Annotated in this window: 13 protein-coding genes and 1 pseudogene; 3 read left to right on the top strand and 11 right to left on the bottom strand. The window is 68.9% G+C overall.

Going from position 1 to position 17,503, the window contains the following annotated elements:
* Positions 1-9 precede the first annotated feature (9 nt).
* A pseudogene (locus tag ABZX92_RS09375) lies at positions 10-891 on the top strand (phosphate/phosphite/phosphonate ABC transporter substrate-binding protein); the annotation flags it as partial.
* Here ABZX92_RS09375 and ABZX92_RS09380 read toward each other — a convergent pair.
* From ABZX92_RS09380 to dctA, 5 genes are all read right to left on the bottom strand, one after another.
* Positions 881-1,288: a hypothetical protein gene (locus tag ABZX92_RS09380; protein ID WP_355555745.1), complete on the bottom strand. Its 408-nt coding sequence runs from the start codon at positions 1,286-1,288 to the stop codon at positions 881-883. The pseudogene ABZX92_RS09375 and the gene ABZX92_RS09380 sit on opposite strands and share 11 nt — an antisense overlap.
* Before the next feature lie 89 nt (positions 1,289-1,377).
* Positions 1,378-2,883 (bottom strand): glutamate synthase subunit beta, encoded by a 1,506-nt coding sequence (locus ABZX92_RS09385; RefSeq protein ID WP_355555747.1) that lies wholly within the window; start codon positions 2,881-2,883, stop codon positions 1,378-1,380.
* The gene (gene gltB / locus ABZX92_RS09390; protein ID WP_355555749.1) at positions 2,876-7,399 is read right to left on the bottom strand and encodes a glutamate synthase large subunit; all 4,524 of its coding nucleotides are present in this window, start codon (positions 7,397-7,399) and stop codon (positions 2,876-2,878) included. The genes ABZX92_RS09385 and gltB overlap by 8 nt, the downstream gene beginning before the upstream one ends.
* Positions 7,400-7,755: 356 nt before the next feature.
* Complete coding sequence (locus ABZX92_RS09395; RefSeq protein WP_355555750.1) at positions 7,756-8,067, bottom strand: DUF397 domain-containing protein; 312 nt, start codon at positions 8,065-8,067, stop codon at positions 7,756-7,758.
* Between the two features lie 56 nt (positions 8,068-8,123).
* Positions 8,124-9,470 carry a C4-dicarboxylate transporter DctA gene (gene dctA, locus ABZX92_RS09400; RefSeq protein WP_355555751.1) on the bottom strand — a complete coding sequence of 449 codons (1,347 nt, stop codon included), beginning with the start codon at positions 9,468-9,470 and terminating at the stop codon, positions 8,124-8,126.
* 111 nt (positions 9,471-9,581) lie between these two features.
* Between dctA and ABZX92_RS09405 the strand changes: the two genes are divergently transcribed.
* A complete protein-coding gene (locus ABZX92_RS09405; protein ID WP_355555753.1) occupies positions 9,582-10,481 on the top strand; it encodes a TAXI family TRAP transporter solute-binding subunit in 900 nt (299 codons plus the stop codon).
* A gap of 3 nt (positions 10,482-10,484) precedes the next feature.
* On the opposite strand, the gene ABZX92_RS09410 is transcribed toward ABZX92_RS09405, so the two are convergent.
* Genes ABZX92_RS09410 through lgt form a run of 3 tightly spaced genes read right to left on the bottom strand, consistent with a single transcriptional unit; the run spans position 10,485 to position 13,535 of the window.
* Positions 10,485-11,834, bottom strand: coding sequence for a HAMP domain-containing sensor histidine kinase (locus ABZX92_RS09410; protein ID WP_355555755.1), 1,350 nt, complete (start codon positions 11,832-11,834; stop codon positions 10,485-10,487).
* A 48-nt stretch (positions 11,835-11,882) separates the two neighbouring features.
* Complete coding sequence (locus tag ABZX92_RS09415) at positions 11,883-12,545, bottom strand: response regulator transcription factor (protein ID WP_355555757.1); 663 nt, start codon at positions 12,543-12,545, stop codon at positions 11,883-11,885.
* Between the two features lie 3 nt (positions 12,546-12,548).
* Positions 12,549-13,535, bottom strand: coding sequence for a prolipoprotein diacylglyceryl transferase (gene lgt / locus ABZX92_RS09420; RefSeq protein WP_355555842.1), 987 nt, complete (start codon positions 13,533-13,535; stop codon positions 12,549-12,551).
* Between the two features lie 144 nt (positions 13,536-13,679).
* Here lgt and ABZX92_RS09425 point away from each other — a divergent pair, with 144 nt between their 5' ends.
* Positions 13,680-14,828: an FAD-dependent monooxygenase gene (locus ABZX92_RS09425; RefSeq protein ID WP_355555759.1), complete on the top strand. Its 1,149-nt coding sequence runs from the start codon at positions 13,680-13,682 to the stop codon at positions 14,826-14,828.
* On the opposite strand, the gene ABZX92_RS09430 is transcribed toward ABZX92_RS09425, so the two are convergent.
* The 3 genes from ABZX92_RS09430 to trpB form a co-directional block, all read right to left on the bottom strand.
* Positions 14,825-15,385, bottom strand: coding sequence for a Uma2 family endonuclease (locus ABZX92_RS09430; RefSeq protein ID WP_355555761.1), 561 nt, complete (start codon positions 15,383-15,385; stop codon positions 14,825-14,827). The genes ABZX92_RS09425 and ABZX92_RS09430 overlap by 4 nt on opposite strands.
* Positions 15,386-15,490: 105 nt before the next feature.
* Positions 15,491-16,282 carry a tryptophan synthase subunit alpha gene (trpA, locus tag ABZX92_RS09435; RefSeq protein WP_355555844.1) on the bottom strand — a complete coding sequence of 264 codons (792 nt, stop codon included), beginning with the start codon at positions 16,280-16,282 and terminating at the stop codon, positions 15,491-15,493.
* Complete coding sequence (trpB, locus tag ABZX92_RS09440) at positions 16,279-17,499, bottom strand: tryptophan synthase subunit beta (RefSeq protein ID WP_355555762.1); 1,221 nt, start codon at positions 17,497-17,499, stop codon at positions 16,279-16,281. Before trpB ends, trpA begins: the two co-directional genes overlap by 4 nt.
* Positions 17,500-17,503: the final 4 nt, after the last annotated feature.

Here is a 17,503-nt window from a genome sequence, read left to right on the forward strand (position 1 = left end):
ATGTTGTTGATGCTCCTCGCCGCCTGCTCCGCGCCTGCTCTTGAGGCGCGGCCCACGCCGGAAACCCTGGTCTTCAGCGGCATCCCGACCGCCAGCTCGATCACGACCCAGCAGACGTTCCTGCCGATCATCAACATGCTGCGCCACGAAACCGGCGTGGAAATCCGCGTGCAGGAACCCACCACCTACGACGCTCTGATCGACGGCATGCGCGACGGCTCGATCGACATCGGCGCGTTCGGCCCGCAGTCCTACGTCGTCGCCCGCGAACGAGGCGCCCGCATCACCCCGGTTTCCGCGCAGGTGAAGGAAAAGGGCGCGGCACCGTCCTACCGCGGCTTCGGCTTCACCCACGCCGAGTCGGGCATCTCGTCGCTGGCTGACCTCCGCGGCCGCAAGGTCTGCTACGCCGACCGCGTGTCGACCTCCGGCTACCTCTACCCGAGCGCGGCGCTGCGGGAGATCGGCCTGGATCCGTTGCACGACACCGTCCCCGTGTTCACCAGCGGCCACGAGGCCACCGTGCTCGCCGTCGCCAACCGCCAGTGCGACGCGGGTTTCGCGTTCGACGAGATGGTCGACCGGCATCTCGTCGAACGCGGCCAGATCCAGCCGGGCCAGCTCACCAAGATCTGGACGTCCGGGCCGATCCCCGGCGCGCCGCTCGCCGTGGCGGACGACCTGCCGGAACCGCTGCGGCAGCGGATCGTCGCCGCCCTGCAGACCAAGGCGACGGCGGACTACCTGCGCGCCAACGGGTTCTGCCAGGGCGAGTGCCCGGTCGGAGATGCCACGGCTTGGGGGTACGCGAAGGTGGAGGACTCGCTGTACGAGCCGGTGCGGGCGGTGTGCAAGCGTGTCGGCTGGGACTCGTGCACGCCTAACGCCTGATGCCGAACTTCTCCTCGACCATCTCCCAGAACGCGTCGACGGCGTCCTCGACCAGGTACTGCCGGTACTCCAGGCGACGGCGTTCGCTCCAGAAGGCGAGCCCCATGTGGCCGCGCAGCAACGGATAGTTCGCCGGCGAGACCACGAAGATCGACTCCCACTCGTCAGCGTTCGCTGGCACGATCGTGAGGTCGTGCATGGCCGTGCTCACCCACAGCCGATCCCGCACTCCGCTCGTCAGAACGCTGTCGATGATCTCCGCCAGGTACCCGAAGCCGGCCGCGGCCAGCGGACCCGTGACGTACCGCTCGCGCACCTCACCGCCGATCCACTCCCACCCGACGGTCCTGAACCCGTTGTCGACGGGCTGGTACGGCCAAGCCGAGGGACTCTCCACGCCGACCAAGCTACCGACAGGCGAACGCCCCGGTCGACGTCGTTGTCGGCCGGGGCGTCATGCTGCTCTCCGCTGATCTGACGCCGTTGTCAGACCACAGCGAGCGGAAGCTGGTTCGGGATGACGGGCGAGGGCAGGTTCGAGGACCCGGTGAGGAAGCTGTCCACCGCGTTGGCCACGGACCGGCCCTCCGCGATCGCCCACACCACCAGGGAAGCACCGCGGTGCGCGTCGCCGCACACGAACACACCGGGCGCCGAAGTCTGCCAGTCGGAGCCGCACGAGATCGTGCCGCGCGTGGTCAGCGAGATGCCCAGGTCGTCCAGGAGCCGCATGTGCTCGACGCCCTCGAAGCCGATCGCCAGCAGCACCATGTCCGCGGGCAGGACCTCGATCTCGTCGGACAGCGGCACGACCGAGCGGCGGCCGGACGAGTCCTTCTCGACACGCACCTGCTGCAGTTCGATGAAACGCACGTGGCCGTCGTCGTCACCCACGAAGCGCCGAACCGCCACGGTGAAGCGGCGCTCGCCGGCCTCCTCGTGCGCCGGGTAGGTGCGCAGGATGTGCGGCCACACGGGCCACGGCGAGCGGTCGTCGTCGCGCACGTTCGGCGGCATCGGGTACTGGTCGAGCTGCGTCACGGACAGCGCGCCCTGGCGGGTCGCGGTGCCGTAGCAGTCGGCGCCCGTGTCGCCACCGCCGATGACGATGACGTGCTTGCCCTCGGCCGAGATCGGGGACGGGCCGTCGCCCTCGACAGCGCGGTTCGCGGGCACCAGGTGGTCCATCGCGAGGTGCACACCGGCGAGCTCACGACCCGGCGTCGTCTTGTCGTCACGGCCGCGCAGAGCACCCACGGCCAGCACGACGGCGTCGAACTCCGCGCGCAACTGCTCGACCGTGATGTCGACGCCGACCTCGCAGCCGGTCACGAACTTGGTGCCCTCACGGCGAAGCTGCGACAGCCGCCGGTCGAGGACCTTCTTCTCCATCTTGAACTCGGGGATGCCGTACCGCAGCAGGCCACCGAGCCGGTCGTCCCGCTCGTACACGACCACTTCGTGCCCGGCACGGGTCAGCTGCTGAGCGGCGGCCAGGCCGGCCGGTCCGGAACCGACGACCGCGACGCGCTTGCCGGAGGACACGGTCGCCTGGGCAGGCTGGACGTAGCCGTTCTCCCACGACATGTCCGCGATGGTCTCCTCGACCCGCTTGATCGCGACCGCGCCACCCGCGTCGTGCGAGATCGACAGCACACAGGCGGCCTCGCACGGCGCCGGGCACAGACGACCCGTGAACTCCGGGAAGTTGTTGGTGGCGTGCAAGCGGTCCGAGGCGAGCTCCCAGTCGCCGCGGCGCACCAGGTCGTTCCACTCCGGGATCAGGTTCCCGAGTGGACAGCCCGCGGTTCCGCTGTGGCAGAAGGGAATGCCGCAGTCCATGCACCGAGTGGCCTGCGTGCGCACAGCGGCGTTGCGCTCCGCGGGCTCCTCGTGGAGGTAGACCTCGTTCCAGTCCTGCAACCGTTCCGGCTTCGGACGCTTCGGCGCCTCGGAGCGGGAGTACTTCATGAAACCCTGTGGATCAGCCACGAGACGCCTCCATGACAGCCTGGTCGACGTCCCGGCCCTCAGCGCGAGCGAGGCGCATCGCGTCCATCACTCGCTGGAAGTCGCCGGGCATGACCTTCGTGAACGCACCGGCCCGCCGGGTCCAGTCACCGAGCAGCGACGCGGCGACGGCGGAGTCCGTCGCCTTGTGGTGCTTGGTGATGGCGTCCTTGAGCCAACGCAGGTCCTCGGCGTTGAGGCGCTGCAGTTGCACCATCTCCTGGTTCACCGACAACGGGTCCAGGTCGAGCACGTACGCGATGCCGCCGGACATGCCGGCCGCGACGTTGCGCCCGGTCGGCCCGAGCACCACGGCCCGGCCACCGGTCATGTACTCGAACGCGTGGTCGCCCACGCCTTCGGCCACCAGCAAAGCGCCGGAGTTGCGGACGCAGAAGCGTTCGCCGACCCGGCCGCGCAGGAACACCTCGCCGGCCGTGGCGCCGTAGCCGATCACGTTGCCCGCGATCACCTGGTCCTCGGCGCGGAACGGCGCGTCGTCGTGCGGGCGGACGATGATCCGCCCGCCGGACAGGCCCTTGCCGACGTAGTCGTTGGCGTCGCCGACCATCTCCAGCGTGATGCCGCGCGGCAGGAACGCGCCGAGCGACTGGCCGGCCGAACCGGTCAGCTTCACCCGGATCGTGTCGTCCTCCAGGCCCTCGCCGCCGTAGCGACGGGTGACCTCGGCGCCGAGCAGCGTGCCGACGGTGCGGTTGACGTTGCGGACCGGCAGCTCCAGGTTGACCTGGTGCGCGTCCTCCAGCGCCGCCTCGGCGAGCTGGATCAGCGTGCGGTCCAGGGCCTTGTCCAGGCCGTGGTCCTGGTCGCGGATCTTGCGCTTCGCCGTCGGGTACGGGGTTTCCGGCACCTCGAACACCGGCTCGAGGTTCAGGCCCTCGGTCTTCCAGTGCTCGATCGCGTCGTCCTTGTCGAGCAGCTCGGCGTGGCCGACGGCCTCGTCGATCGTGCGGAAACCGAGCTCCGCCAGCAGTTCCCTGGCTTCCTGCGCGATGAACTCGAAGAAGTTCACCACGTGGTCGGCCTGGCCGGTGTAGCGAGCGCGCAGGTCCGGGTTCTGCGTGGCGACGCCGACCGGGCACGTGTCCAGGTGGCAGACGCGCATCATCACGCAGCCCGCGACGATCAGCGGCGCGGTCGCGAAGCCGAACTCCTCGGCTCCCAGAAGCGCCGCCACGACGACATCGCGGCCGGTGCGCATCGCGCCGTCGACCTGGACGGTGATGCGGTCGCGCAAACCGTTGAGCAGCAACGTCTGCTGCGTCTCGGCGAGCCCGATCTCCCACGGCGTGCCGGCGTGCTTCAGCGAGTTCATCGGCGAAGCACCGGTGCCGCCGTCGTAGCCCGAGATCAGCACGACGTCCGCGTGCGCCTTGGCGACTCCCGCCGCGACCGTGCCGACACCGATCGACGAGACCAGCTTCACGTGAACGCGCGCCTGCTCGTTCGCGTTCTTCAGGTCGTGGATGAGCTGCGCCAGGTCTTCGATCGAGTAGATGTCGTGGTGCGGCGGCGGCGAGATGAGACCGACGCCCGGCGTGGAGTGCCGGGTGCGCGCGATCCACGGGTAGACCTTGAAGCCGGGCAGCTGGCCGCCCTCGCCGGGCTTCGCGCCCTGCGCCATCTTGATCTGGATGTCCGTGGAGTTCACGAGGTACTCGCTCGTGACGCCGAACCGTCCACTCGCGACCTGCTTGACCGCCGAACGGCGCTCCGGGTCGTACAAGCGCTCGCGGTCCTCGCCGCCCTCGCCACTGTTCGAGCGGCCGCCGAGACGGTTCATCGCGATGGCAAGGGTTTCGTGCGCCTCGGCCGAGATCGAGCCGTACGACATGGCGCCGGTGTTGAAGCGCTTGACGATCGAGCTGACCGGCTCGACCTCGTCGATCGGGATCGGCGTGCGGCCCTCGGTGCGGAACTTGAACAGGCCGCGCAACGTGCCGCCCTGCCGCGAGATGCGCTCGACCTCCGCCGTGTACTGGCGGAAGACGTCCTCCTTGCGCGTCTTCGTGGCGTGCTGCAACAGGAACACCGTCTCCGGCGTGAACAGGTGCAGCTCGCCCTCGCGGCGGTACGAGTACTCGCCGCCGACCTCGAGCCTGCGGTGCGCGCGGTCGGTGGGGTTGTCCGGGAACGCACGGCGGTGGCGCAGCGCCACTTCCTCGGCGAGCACGTCGAGACCGGCGCCGCCGAGCTTCGACTGCGTGCCGGTGAAGTACTCGTCCAGCAGGTCGTTGGACAGGCCGACCGCCTCGAAGATCTGCGCCGCGGTGTACGCGCCGACGGTCGAGATGCCCATCTTCGACATGATCTTCAGGACGCCCTTCACGAGCGCCTTGACGTAGTTGCGGATCGCCTTGTGCGCCGGGACACCGGTGATGGCGCCCTGGCTGATCAGGTCCTCGATCGTCTCGAACGCGAGGTACGGGTTCACCGCGGCGGCACCGTAGCTCAGCAGCGCGGCGACGTGGTGGACCTCGCGGCAGTCACCGGACTCGACGACCAGCGCGACGCGCAGACGTTCCTTGGTGCGCACCAGGTGGTGGTGCACCGCGGAAACGAGCAGCAGCGACGGGATCGGCGCCATCCGGTGGTCGGAGTCGCGGTCGCTCAGCACGAGCGTGCGCGCACCGTTCGCGATGGCCTCCGACGCCTCGCGCCTGACCCGCTCGATCGCCGCCGTGAGAGCCTCGCCGCCACCGTCCACTTCATACAGTCCGGAGAGGACGGTGCAGGCGAAGCCCGGCAGGTCGCCGTCGTCGTTGATGTGGATGAGCTTGGCGAGCTCGTCGTTGTCGATGACCGGGTAGTCCAGCGTCACGTGGCGGCACGAGACCGGGCCGGGGTCGAGCAGGTTCTGCTCAGGGCCCATCACCCGCGAGACGGACGTGACGATCTCCTCGCGGATCGCGTCCAGCGGCGGGTTCGTGACCTGCGCGAAGTTCTGCACGAAGTAGTCGTAGAGCAACCGGGAACGCTGACTGAGAGCCGCGACCGGCGTGTCCGTGCCCATCGAGGCGAGCGGCTCCGCACCCATGATCGACATGGGCGTCAGCAGGATCCGCAGCTCCTCCTCGGTGTAGCCGAAGGTGAGCTGGCGGCGCACGACCGACTCGTGGCTCTGCACCACGTGTTCGCGGTCCGACAGGTCGCCGAGGTCGAGCAGACCGGCGTGCAGCCACTCGTCGTAGGGCAACTCCGAGGCCAGCCCCGACTTGAACTCCTCGTCGTCGACGATGCGGCCCTGCGCGGTGTCCACCAGGAACATGCGGCCCGGCTGCAGGCGGCCCTTCGCGACCACCTGGTCGGACGGCACGTCGAGCACACCGGTCTCGGACGCCAGCACGACGCGGCCGTCCTTGGTCTGCCACCAGCGGGCCGGGCGCAGGCCGTTGCGGTCGAGCACCGCGCCGACGAGCTCGCCGTCGGTGAAGGTGACACACGCCGGACCGTCCCACGGCTCCATCAGCGACGCGTGGAACTGGTAGAACGCCCGGCGCTTCGGGTCCATCGTGGCGTGGTTCTCCCACGCCTCCGGGATCATCATCAGCACCGCGTGCGGCAGGCTGCGGCCGCCGAGGTGCAGCAGCTCCAGCACCTCGTCGAAGCTGGCGCTGTCCGAGCCCTCGGGGTCGCAGATCGGGAAGAGCCGCGCGAGGTCGCCGGGGATGAGATCGCTTTCCAGCAACGCCTCGCGGGCGCGCATGCGGTTGCGGTTGCCGCGAACGGTGTTGATCTCACCGTTGTGCGCGACGAACCGGAACGGGTGCGCGAGCGGCCACGAGGGGAACGTGTTCGTGGAGAAACGGCTGTGCACCAACGCGATCGCCGTGTAGAGGCGCTCGTCGTGCAGGTCGGGGAAGAACGCCGGCAGCTGCTCGGTCGTCAGCATTCCCTTGTAGACGATCGTGCGCGCGGACAGCGACGGGAAGTACACGCTGCCCTCGTGCTCCACCCGCTTGCGCAGACAGAAAGCCAGGCGGTCCAGCGCGATACCGGACTCGTCCCGCGTGCCCTTCACGAACAGCTGCGCGAAGTGCGGCGCCACCGACATCGCGGTCGGCCCGACATTCGCGTTCTCGGCGTCGACCGGAACATCGCGCCAGCCGAGAACAACGAGGTTCTCCTCTTCGGCAATGCGCTCGATGTCCCGCATTGCGGAGAGGCGTTCTTCGGATTCAAACGGCAGGAAAGCGATTCCCGCCGCGTACTGCCCGCGTTCCGGCAGGTCGAAGTCGACGACCGCGCGCAAGAACTCGTCCGGCAGCTGAAGCAGGATGCCCGCACCGTCACCCGAGGTGGGTTCGGCGCCCGCGGCACCACGATGCTCCAGGTTGGCCAGCGCTGTCAGAGCATCGACGACGATGCCGTGCGAACGCCTGCCCTGGATGTCGGCCACCATGGCGACACCACAGGCGTCGCGCTCATCAGCCGGGTCGTAAAGACCCTGGGGGCCGGGGATGGCGGAGAAGATCACTGCGCAGACCTCCTTCGTCGTCCTCGCTAAAGAACAATGTCCTCGTGCTCAGACCTCGTACCAACAGGTGGGAGCACGGGACGACGATGGCCCGCGTGTTGACGCGACTTTAACAGCCGCGAAACCCAGGGACACCCGCCAATGGGTGATCTAGGTCATGGAAGCGTAACGATTTCCCAGCGCTGAGCGACATTGCAGCGGACGTCGAGCTTCGTTACGGCTGAGTTAGCGTAACCGAACGTTCAACCCCCGCCAGCGGGGTGAGAGCTGCGTGACAATCACGGTTTAACAGCAGTTCTACCGGGTGCACGGTCGTCTTGGCTGTTCAGCCCATGGTCGTCTCAGTTAGTGGACGTTCACTCGTGACCAGCTGTGGCCGGTCGGCCACCGTCCACTCCGTTGTTCAGGGCCAAAAGACCGGACCAGGCCGCGCGGGAGAACCGCAGGGCCAGGCCTTCCGGGTTCTTGGAGTCCCGCACCGCCACCCCGTCGACCGGCCATGCCGGTTCCTGGCGAGCTCGTTGGCCGAGAAGTGTCCGCGTGCCGTCTGGCTCACCGAGGGCGCACTCGACGATGTCTTGGACGCCCTCGAAGGATTCCTGCGCTGAAAGACCGAGGTCCCGTTCTCCCCGCGCCGCATGCGGGGAGAACGGGACCTCGGCATTCATGGAGCTTGCTGGTCTCGTGGCCGGCGACGGGGAGAGACGCCCCCGGCCACGGACGTCTAGTGAGCCGCCGCGAGCTTGTCGTCGGCGTGCTGCCGCTCCAGCAGCTCGTCCACGTCGACCAGGTCCGGGTTGTCCAGGACCTCGGTGAGGCGCTCCTTGTCGAGCCCCTTCTGCCAGGCGGCGACCACGAGCGAGCCGACGCCGTTGCCGATCACGTTGGTGATGGCGCGGGCCTCGGACATGAAGCGGTCGATGCCGACGATCAGCGCGATGCCGACCGCGGGGATGGCCGAGTGCGCCTCGAACGCCTGCAGCGAGGCGGCCAGGGTGACGAGGCCGGCGCCGGTGACGCCCGCCGCGCCCTTCGACGCGATCAGCATGAACAGCAGCAGGCCGATCTGGACTCCGAGCGACACGTCGTGGCCGGTGGCCTGGGCGATGAAGATGGCGCCCATGGTCAGGTAGATGCAGGTGCCGTCGAGGTTGAACGAGTACCCGGTCGGGATGGTGAGGCCCACGACCGACTTCTGCGCGCCCGCCGCCTCCAGCTTGACCATCATGCGCGGCAGCACCGACTCGGACGACGAGGTGCCGAGCACGATGAGGATCTCGTCCTTGATGTAGCGCAGGAACTTCAGCAGGCTGAAGCCCGCGATCCGCGCCACGATGCCGAGCACGACGATGACGAACAGCAGACACGTCAGGTAGAACGAGCCCATCAGCCACAGCAGCTTGCTCAGGATGCCGCCGCCGAACTTGCCGACGGTGTAGGCGATGCCGCCGAAGGCACCGATCGGCGCCGCGTACATGACGATCTTGATGATGCCGAACATGACCTTGGAGAGCGTCTCCATGGCGGACACGACCTTGGCACCGCGCTCGCCCATGCCGGCGACCGCGACGGCCACGAGGATCGCGACCACGAGGACCTGGATCAGCTGACCGTCGGTGAAGGCGCTGACGAACGACTTCGGCACCAGGCTCAGGATGAAGCCGGTGACTCCGGTCTCGGCGGAGGACGCGGACTTCAGCGTGTCCTTGGCCGCCTCGGCGTTCAGGTGGATCTCGCCGCCGTGGTGACCCGGCTGCACGATGTTGACGACGATGAGGCCGATCGCCAGCGCGACCGTGGTCATCGCGGTGAAGTAGAGAATCGTGCGCAGCGCCAGCCCGCCCGCCTTCGCCAGGTTTCCGAGACCGGCGATGCCGACGATGATCGTCGCGAAGATGGTCGGCGCGATGACGACCTTGACGAGGTTGACGAACAGGTCCGCGAGCCACTTCATCTCGGACGCCTGTTTGGGGAACAGGAAGCCGACGGCCGCGCCCAGCACGATGGAGACCAGCACCCAGAAGTAAAGGTGCTTGTAGATCGGTTTGCGGCCTGTGCTCGTGGTCGCCACGGTTCCTCCTTGAACTTCGCGTTGGGAGTGAGGGTGAGCCGCGCCACGGTCACCTACAAGCCGACACACGGAAACTTCAGACAGTCCTGACGTAACAGCTAGGCTTCCTCCGTGTCGCTCAGCCGTCGCACACTCCTGGTAGGGGCAACCCTCGCTCTTGCCGGGTGTACCCAGCGCAAGGTCGAGGCACCCCCTGAACTGGTGCTCGCGACCGGGCCGGACGGTGCCGTGTTCCGCGAGGTCGGAGGCGCCCTGGCCGAGGCGCTCGCTGAACGGCTGCCCGGCACCAAGGTCATCCCGCTGCCGACCGGGGCGTCGGTCGAGAACCTCCAGCTGCTGAAGTCCGGCAGAGCCCAGCTCGCGTTGTCCTCTTTGGACCCGATCGACGTGCCCGAGAGCGTGCGCGCGGTCGGGCGGCTCTACGACAGCTTCATGCAGATCGCGGTACCGGCGGTCTCGCCGATCGAGCACTTCCGCGACCTGGCGGGCAAGCGGATCTCGTTGGGGCCCAAGGGTTCCGGCACCGAGTTCACCGCGACGAGGATGCTGAACCACTTCGGCATGTCCGCAATGGACGAACGCATGGCGCACACCGAGGCGTCGCACCGGGTCGCCGACGGCCGGCTCGACGCGATGCTCGCGCTCACCGGCATCCCGACGCCCGCGATCACCGATCTGCGCGGCAACGTGCGGCTGATCGACATCCCGGACGAGGCGATCGCCTTCGCGGACACCTTCCGCGGCCCGTACATCCCGGCGACGATCCCCGCGAAGACCTACGAGGCGCTGCCGTCGAACAAGACCTTCGCGGTGCCGAACCTGCTGCTCGCGCACGAGTCGCTGAGCGCGGACGTCGTCGAGGTCGTCACCCGCACGGTGTTCACCGAGACCGCGCGGATCGTGGGCGGCCACCCCGAGGCGGCGCGGATCAACGTCCGCACCGGCATCGCCACCGGTCTGGTGCCGCTGCACGACGGCGCCGCGCGCTGGTTCCGGTCCGTCAAGCGCTGATCGTCAGGCGCTGAGAGCGACCTTCACGTCGAGGCCGGGCCCGGCGTCGTGCAACGTGAGCTCGCCACCCGCCGACTCGATCAGCTCGGCGCAGATCGCGAGCCCCAGCCCGGTGCCCGCGATGTTCTGGTGCTTGGTCGCTCGCCAGAACCGCTGCAGCGCCTGCTCACGTTCGGAGTCGCTCAGGCCGTCGCCGTTGTCGACGACGTGCAGCTCACCGGGTCGACCGGTGATCCGGACCTCGGTGGCGTTGGCGAGCCGCAGCGCGTTGCTGACCAGCTCGTCCAGCACGCTGCCGAGCCCGCCGGGCGGTTCCTGCATGGTGAGGCCGGCCGGTATCTCGATCTTGAGATCGACGCCGGACTTCTTCGCGAGCGCCTGCCAGGAGGGCTTGTGGGTGACCAGCAGCTGGTCGATCTCGACCGGCTCGGTCTTGCGCGCGCTGTCGAGGCGGGTGGCGGCGAGCAGCGTGTCGAGCACGCGGCCCATCTCCTCGGCCTCCTCAACGGCGATCTGGTGCGCCTCCTGGCCGTGCTCGCCCTCGACGTGCGGCGAGAGGTTGTCGACCGCGAGCCTCAGGCTGGCCAGCGGGTTGCGCAGCTGGTGCGAGGCATCGGCGACGAACGCCCGCTGCCTGTTCAGGGCCTTGCCGACGACGTCGACCATGGTGTTGAAGCTGCGCGCGAGCCGGCGCAGCTCCGGAGGCCCGCCGACCTCGTCCGCGCGCACGTCGAGGTTGCCCGCCGCGACCGCCGCGGTGGCCTCGTCGAGCCTGCGGACCGGCCGCAGCACCCACCGCGACATGGGCCAGGCGGCGGCGACCACGGCCAGCATCGGCGCGAGACCGGCCAGCGCCATGAGCCCCCACTGCCGCAGGATCTCGGCGCGCAGAGCTCCGGTCTGCGAGATGGTGACGACCGCGGCGACCGCCTCGCTGTCGCGGCCGACCGGTTCCACGACGACCATCGGGCCGGTGCGCCACGGCCAGCCCGAGTAGTCCGTGTCGGGCTGGATGCCGTTGAGCGCCTCGTTCAGCACGGCGACGACGCCGGGATCGTTGGTCGGGTTGAAGCCGCGCCGCGAGGTGAGCAACAGCCGCTTGTCCGCGCTGACCAGGGCGACCGGGATGTCGAAGAGCTGGTCGTAGCGCTGGATCTCGAAGTCCAGTGCGAGCAGCCGGTCGGACTGGAGCGCGCTCTCCGCCAGCGACGCGAACCGTCGCGCGTCACCGAGCCGGTCCAGGTAGGTGGTCTGGGTTTCGCGTTGCACGACCGCGGACGCCAACGGGATGCCGAGCGCCGCGACAAGGGCGACGAGCAGCGGAACGGTGATGACGAGCAGTCGGCGGAGCATCAGCCGTGATTGTTCCGCAACTGCCAGTCGATGTCTCTTGGAGCCTCGTCACGTGGCCAGGCGGTATCCGACGCCCCGGACCGTCTCGATCTTGACGTGCTCACCGAGCTTGCCGCGCAACGCCGCGATGTGGGTGTCGAGCGTGCGTGACGGCGCCTCCCAGTGGGCCTGCCACACCTGGTCGACGATGAAGTCGCGGCTCACCACCTCGCCCTTGCGGGTGGCCAGCAGCGCGAGCAGGTCGAACTCCTTGCGGGTCAGCGACAGCTGCTGCCCGGCGAGCGTGACCGTGCGCGTCGAGGTGATGATCTGCAGCGGGCCGACCTCGACCGGGGCTTCGGTCTCCGGCCCTGCGCGGTGCGCGCGCGTCCTGCGCAGCACGGCCTCGATGCGGGCGAGCAGCTCGGACGTGCCGAACGGCTTCACCACGTAGTCGTCGGCACCCGCCCGCAGGCCGAGCACGCGTTCGCGCTCCTCGCCGCGGGCGGTCACCGTGATCACCGCCGTGCCCGGACGGTGCCGCAGCTCGCGCAGCACGTCCAGGCCGTCGCCGTCGGGCAGGCCGAGGTCGAGCAGCACGACGTCAGCCGGCGCGGCTTTGAGGGCGTCTGCGGCCGTGGCCACCCGATGCACCTCGTAGCCGGCGTGCCGCAGCGCGGTCAGCAGGCCTCTGGCCACCCGGTCGTCATCCTCGACGACGAGCACGCGCACAGATCACTCCGGTTTGACGGACTCCGTGGAGCTGACGGGTTCCTTGGAGTCGCTCTCGTCCTGCACGTCTTCTTCGACCACGTCGTCCGGCTGCTCCACGACGGGTTCGGAGTCAGCGGGCTTGTCGGTGGCTCGCAGCGCGACGATGTCCTCACGCTCGCCGCGCGACCTGGCGACGAAGAAGTAGACGACCGCGCCGAGGAACACCAGCACCGACACGAACACGTTGACGCGCGTGCCGAAGATCAGCGTCGCCTCGTCCGTGCGCATCAGCTCGATCCAGGTCCGCCCGGCCGTGTAGCCCGCGACGTAGAGCGCGAACGTCCGCCCGTGGCCCAGCCGGAACTTGCGGTCGGCCCACACGATCAGCAGCGCGACACCGAGGTTCCACAGCAGCTCGTACAGGAACGTCGGGTGCACGACCTGCAGCGGCGTGTGGTCGATCGCGACACCGGCCAGCGCGTCGTCCCGCCCGTCCGGCGTGACGCGGCGGTAGATCTCCAGACCCCACGGCAACGTCGTGTCGCCGCCGTAGAGCTCCTGGTTGAAGTAGTTGCCGAGCCGTCCGATGGCCTGCGCCACGACGATGCCCGGGGCCAGCGCGTCCGCCATCGCGGGCAGCGGGATGCCCTTGCGCCGGCAGCCGATCCACGCACCCACCGCACCGAGGGCGATCGCACCCCAGATGCCGAGGCCACCGTTCCAGATCTCCAGCGCCGCGAGCGGGTTCTTCCCCGGCCCGAAGTACTTCTGGTTGTCGGTGATGACGTGGTAGAGCCGTCCGCCGACGAGGCCGAACGGCACCGCCCACACGGCGATGTCGGTCACCTCGCCCTTGATGCCTCCGCGGGCCACCCAGCGGCGCTCACCCCACCAGATGGCGACGATGATGCCGGCGATGATGCACAGCGCGTAGGCCCTGATGGGGAGCGGACCGAGGTACCACACGCCTTGGTCGGGGCTCGGGATCGTGGCCAGGATGCCGTTCAACACGCGCTCACCGTACCGGTGGCCTCCACGGCGTCTCCTTGCGACGCTCCTTCGTTAGGGGTTCGCGACCTACGTGAGCTTCGTATGAGGTCCGCAAGGTCTTCTTAGTGAGTTCGTGATCGCCGAGCCGAGATACTCGGACGCATGACGGTCCTGGTGGTCGGTGGCGGCATCGGTGGTCTGGCTACAGCACTCGGACTGGCACGGGCAGGTCACCGTGTGACCGTGCTCGAGTCCGCGGCGGTGTTCGAGGAGGTCGGCGCGGGGATCCAGGTGGGGCCCAACGGGTTCCGGATGCTCGACTCGCTGGGTGTGGGCGCGGTGGTGCGGTCGCGGGCCGTGCACGTCGACGAGCTGCGGTTGCGGTGCGGGATCTCCGGAAAGCTCATCTCGGCGTTGCCGGTCGACGACGAGTTCGTGAGGCGGTTCGGCAGGTATGCGGTGGTGCACCGCAACGACGTGCTCACGCCGTTGCTCGACGCGTGCCAGAACGACGAGCGCGTCGACCTGCGGGTGAACAGCGGCGTCGAGGCCTACACGCAGGACTCTTCGAGCGTCACCGCGGTGCTGCGCTCGGGCGACGTCGTACACGGGACGGCGTTGATCGGCGCGGACGGGTTGCGGTCGGCGGTGCGGCGGCAGCTCGTGGGCGACGGGGATCCGCAGGTGTCCGGGCACACGACATTCCGCGCGGTCATTCCGGCTTCGGACGTCCCGCGTGAGCTCAAGGAGAACGTCGTCACGCTCTGGGCCGGGCCGCGCTACCACGTCGTTTGGTACGTCATCGCTGGTGGGCGCTATGTGAACCTCGTGGCGACGACCGACAACGGCGCTCAGGACCCGATGACCGGCAAGCCCGTCGAGCACGACGAGGTGCTGCGGCACTTCACGCCGTTGTGCGACGACGCCACGCGGATCATGGAGCTGGCCGACGAGTGGCGGGCGTGGGTGCTGTGCGACCGCGCACCGATCACCACCTGGCAGGACTCGCGCGTCGTGCTGCTCGGCGACGCCGCCCATCCCGTGCTGCAGTACGCGGCTCAGGGGGCGTGCCAGGCGCTGGAGGACGCCGTGTGCCTGGCTTCGACCTTCGACCCGCGGGACGTGAATGGCTCTTTTGCCCGGTACGTGTCTCTGCGTGGAGAGAGGACCGCGCGCGTCCACCACGTCTCACGGTTGATGGGACGGGAGGTCTACCACCCGGCCGGTGCCGCCGCCGACGCCCGCAACGCGATGTTCGCCTCGTGGACCACGGCTGACCTGCACGAACGACTGGAGTGGCTCTACGGCTAGAACTTGATGGTGACCGGGAAGGGCCGCTTGAGCGTCAGCACACCGTCCTCGCTCCGCGCGATCTCGATGTACTCACCCTCGTCGCCGAGTTCGAGCAGGGTCGCCTCTGGAACGTCCTTCACCGGATCGATGATCAGGTAATAGGACACCCCGGCTTCTGCGTACACCTGGCGCTTGACCACCAGATCCTTCAGCCGAGTGCTCTTGGAGAGCACCTCGCCCGCGAGCAGTACGTTGGAGACCGGGAACGTGATGTCGGCGTCACATGGTTCGATCACGGTGAAGTCGGGGATCAACAACCGGCCGGTGGTCAACTCGACGTTGAGTTCGACGGTCGCCGCGAACTCCGACGGGCACGCACTGTCCAGTGCTGCGAACATTTTGCCCACCAGCAGCTGGTGCCGGTAGCTCCCCAGCGGGCTCACGTAAAGCATCCCGTCAACGAGTTCGATGCGCTGACTGTTGTCTTCCGGCAACTGAAGGACGTCTTCGAGCGTCCAGGGCCCCTCGTGGTTGGGCAACAGGAAGTCAGGTTTGGCCTCTGCTGGAGCCGCCACAGGGCATCACCTCCGAAAACCGCCCGGCGACACCAGTGTGGCACGCCGGGCGGGTAGCTGGCTTGTGCATACAGCCACGATCACGCTTGGAGGAGCTCCATGCCATCACACGATGGCGGCAGCCGAGCGCACACCCTTCGCCAGGTCAGCGGCCAGCGCGCGCACCGCGGCGTCGCCCTCGTTCGCCGCCGAGACGAACGCCGAACCGACGATCACCCCGTCCGCGAACCCGGCGATCTCGGCGGCCTGCGCACCGGACTTCACGCCCAGCCCGACCCCGACCGGGATCGAGGAGTGCGCACGCACCCGCGCGACCAGTTCAGGCGCCGCGGACGACACCACGTCACGAGCACCCGTCACGCCCATGACCGCGGTGGCGTACAAGAACCCGGACGACGCACGAGCCGTCATCTCGATGCGGTCCTCGGTCGACGACGGCGCCACCAGGAAGGTCCGGTCGAGCCCGTGGGCCTCGGACGCCGCCATCCAGTCGGCGGCCTCGTCCGGCACCAGGTCCGGCGTGATCAGCCCGAGGCCACCGGCGGCGGCGAGGTCACGTGCGAACGCGTCCACGCCGTACTTCAGCACCGGGTTCCAGTACGTCATCACGACCGCACGCCCACCGGCCTCGGCCACCGACGACACGACGTCGAACACGTCGCGCACCCGGAACCCGGCCTTGAGCGCCTGTTCGGCGGCGGCCTGGATCGTCGGGCCGTCCATCACGGGGTCGGAGTACGGCAGGCCGACCTCGATCAGGTCGCAGCCCGCCTCGACCATCGACCGCAGGTAGCCCTTGGAGCCCTCGATCGTGGGGAAACCCGCCGGGAGGTAGCCGATCAGCGCAGCCCGCGACTCGGCCTTCGCCGTCGCGAAAACGTCCGACAACGACATCAGGCCTGTCCCCCGTCAGCGAGGCCGAAGTACTTGACGGCCGTGTCCATGTCCTTGTCGCCACGCCCGGAGAGGTTCACGACCAGCAGGCCGTCCGGTCCGAGCTCCTGGCCCAGCTTCAGCGCGCCGGCCAGCGCGTGCGACGACTCGATCGCCGGGATGATGCCCTCGGTCCGCGACAGCAGCGCGAACGCCTCCATCGCCTCGGCGTCGGTCACCGGGAAGTACTCGGCGCGGCCGATGTCCTTCAGGTGCGAGTGCTCGGGACCCACGCCGGGGTAGTCGAGACCCGCGGAGATCGAGTGGGCCTCGGTGATCTGCCCGTCCTCGTCCTGCATCACGTACGACATCGCGCCGTGCAGCGAACCGGGCGTGCCGGCCGTGAGCGTCGCGCCGTGGCTGCCGGACTCGACACCCGAACCACCAGGCTCGACACCGACCAGGCGCACGTCCGCGTCGTCGATGAAACCGTGGAAGATGCCGATCGCGTTCGACCCGCCACCGACGCACGCGACGACGGCGTCGGGCAGGCGCCCGGCCTTCTCCAGGATCTGCTCGCGCGCCTCGATGCCGATGATCCGGTGGAAGTCGCGGACCAGCAGCGGGAACGGGTGCGGGCCAGCGGCCGTGCCGAGCAGGTAGTGCGTCTCGTCGACGTTGGCGACCCAGTCGCGCAGCGCCTCGTTGATCGCGTCCTTCAAAGTCCGCGAGCCGGACTTCACCGGGATGACCTCGGCGCCCAGCAGCCGCATGCGCGCCACGTTCAGCGCCTGCCGTTCGGTGTCGACCTCGCCCATGTAGACGACGCAGTCGAGGCCGAGCAGCGCGCAGGCCGTCGCCGTCGCCACGCCGTGCTGCCCGGCGCCGGTCTCCGCGATCACGCGCTTCTTGCCCATGCGCTTGGTGAGCAGCGCCTGGCCGAGCACGTTGTTGATCTTGTGTGAACCGGTGTGGTTCAGGTCCTCGCGCTTGAGGAAGACGCGCGTCCCGGCGTGCTCACCGAACTTCGGCGCCTCCGTCAGCAGCGACGGACGGCCCGCGAAGTCCTTCAGCAGGCGCTGGAACTCGTTCACGAAGTCCGGGTCGATGCGCGCCTTGTCGTACTCGGCGGCCAGCTCGTCCACCGCCGCGATCAGGGCCTCCGGGACGAACCGGCCACCCCACGGGCCGAAGTGGCCACGGTCGTCGGGATCGTGCGGCGTGGGCGTGAACTGGCCCATCGAG

Source organism: Lentzea sp. NPDC006480, assembly GCF_040611995.1.
Lineage (GTDB): Bacteria > Actinomycetota > Actinomycetes > Mycobacteriales > Pseudonocardiaceae > Lentzea.

Excerpts from the sequence above, each read along its gene's own strand:
- ABZX92_RS09395 (WP_355555750.1), bottom strand. The coding sequence starts at position 8,067 with ATGAATGCCGAGGTCCCGTTCTCCCCGCATGCGGCGCGGGGAGAACGG.
- ABZX92_RS09410 (WP_355555755.1), bottom strand. The coding sequence starts at position 11,834 with ATGCTCCGCCGACTGCTCGTCATCACCGTTCCGCTGCTCGTCGCCCTT.
- ABZX92_RS09425 (WP_355555759.1), top strand. The coding sequence starts at position 13,680 with ATGACGGTCCTGGTGGTCGGTGGCGGCATCGGTGGTCTGGCTACAGCA.
- trpB (WP_355555762.1), bottom strand. The coding sequence starts at position 17,499 with ATGGGCCAGTTCACGCCCACGCCGCACGATCCCGACGACCGTGGCCAC.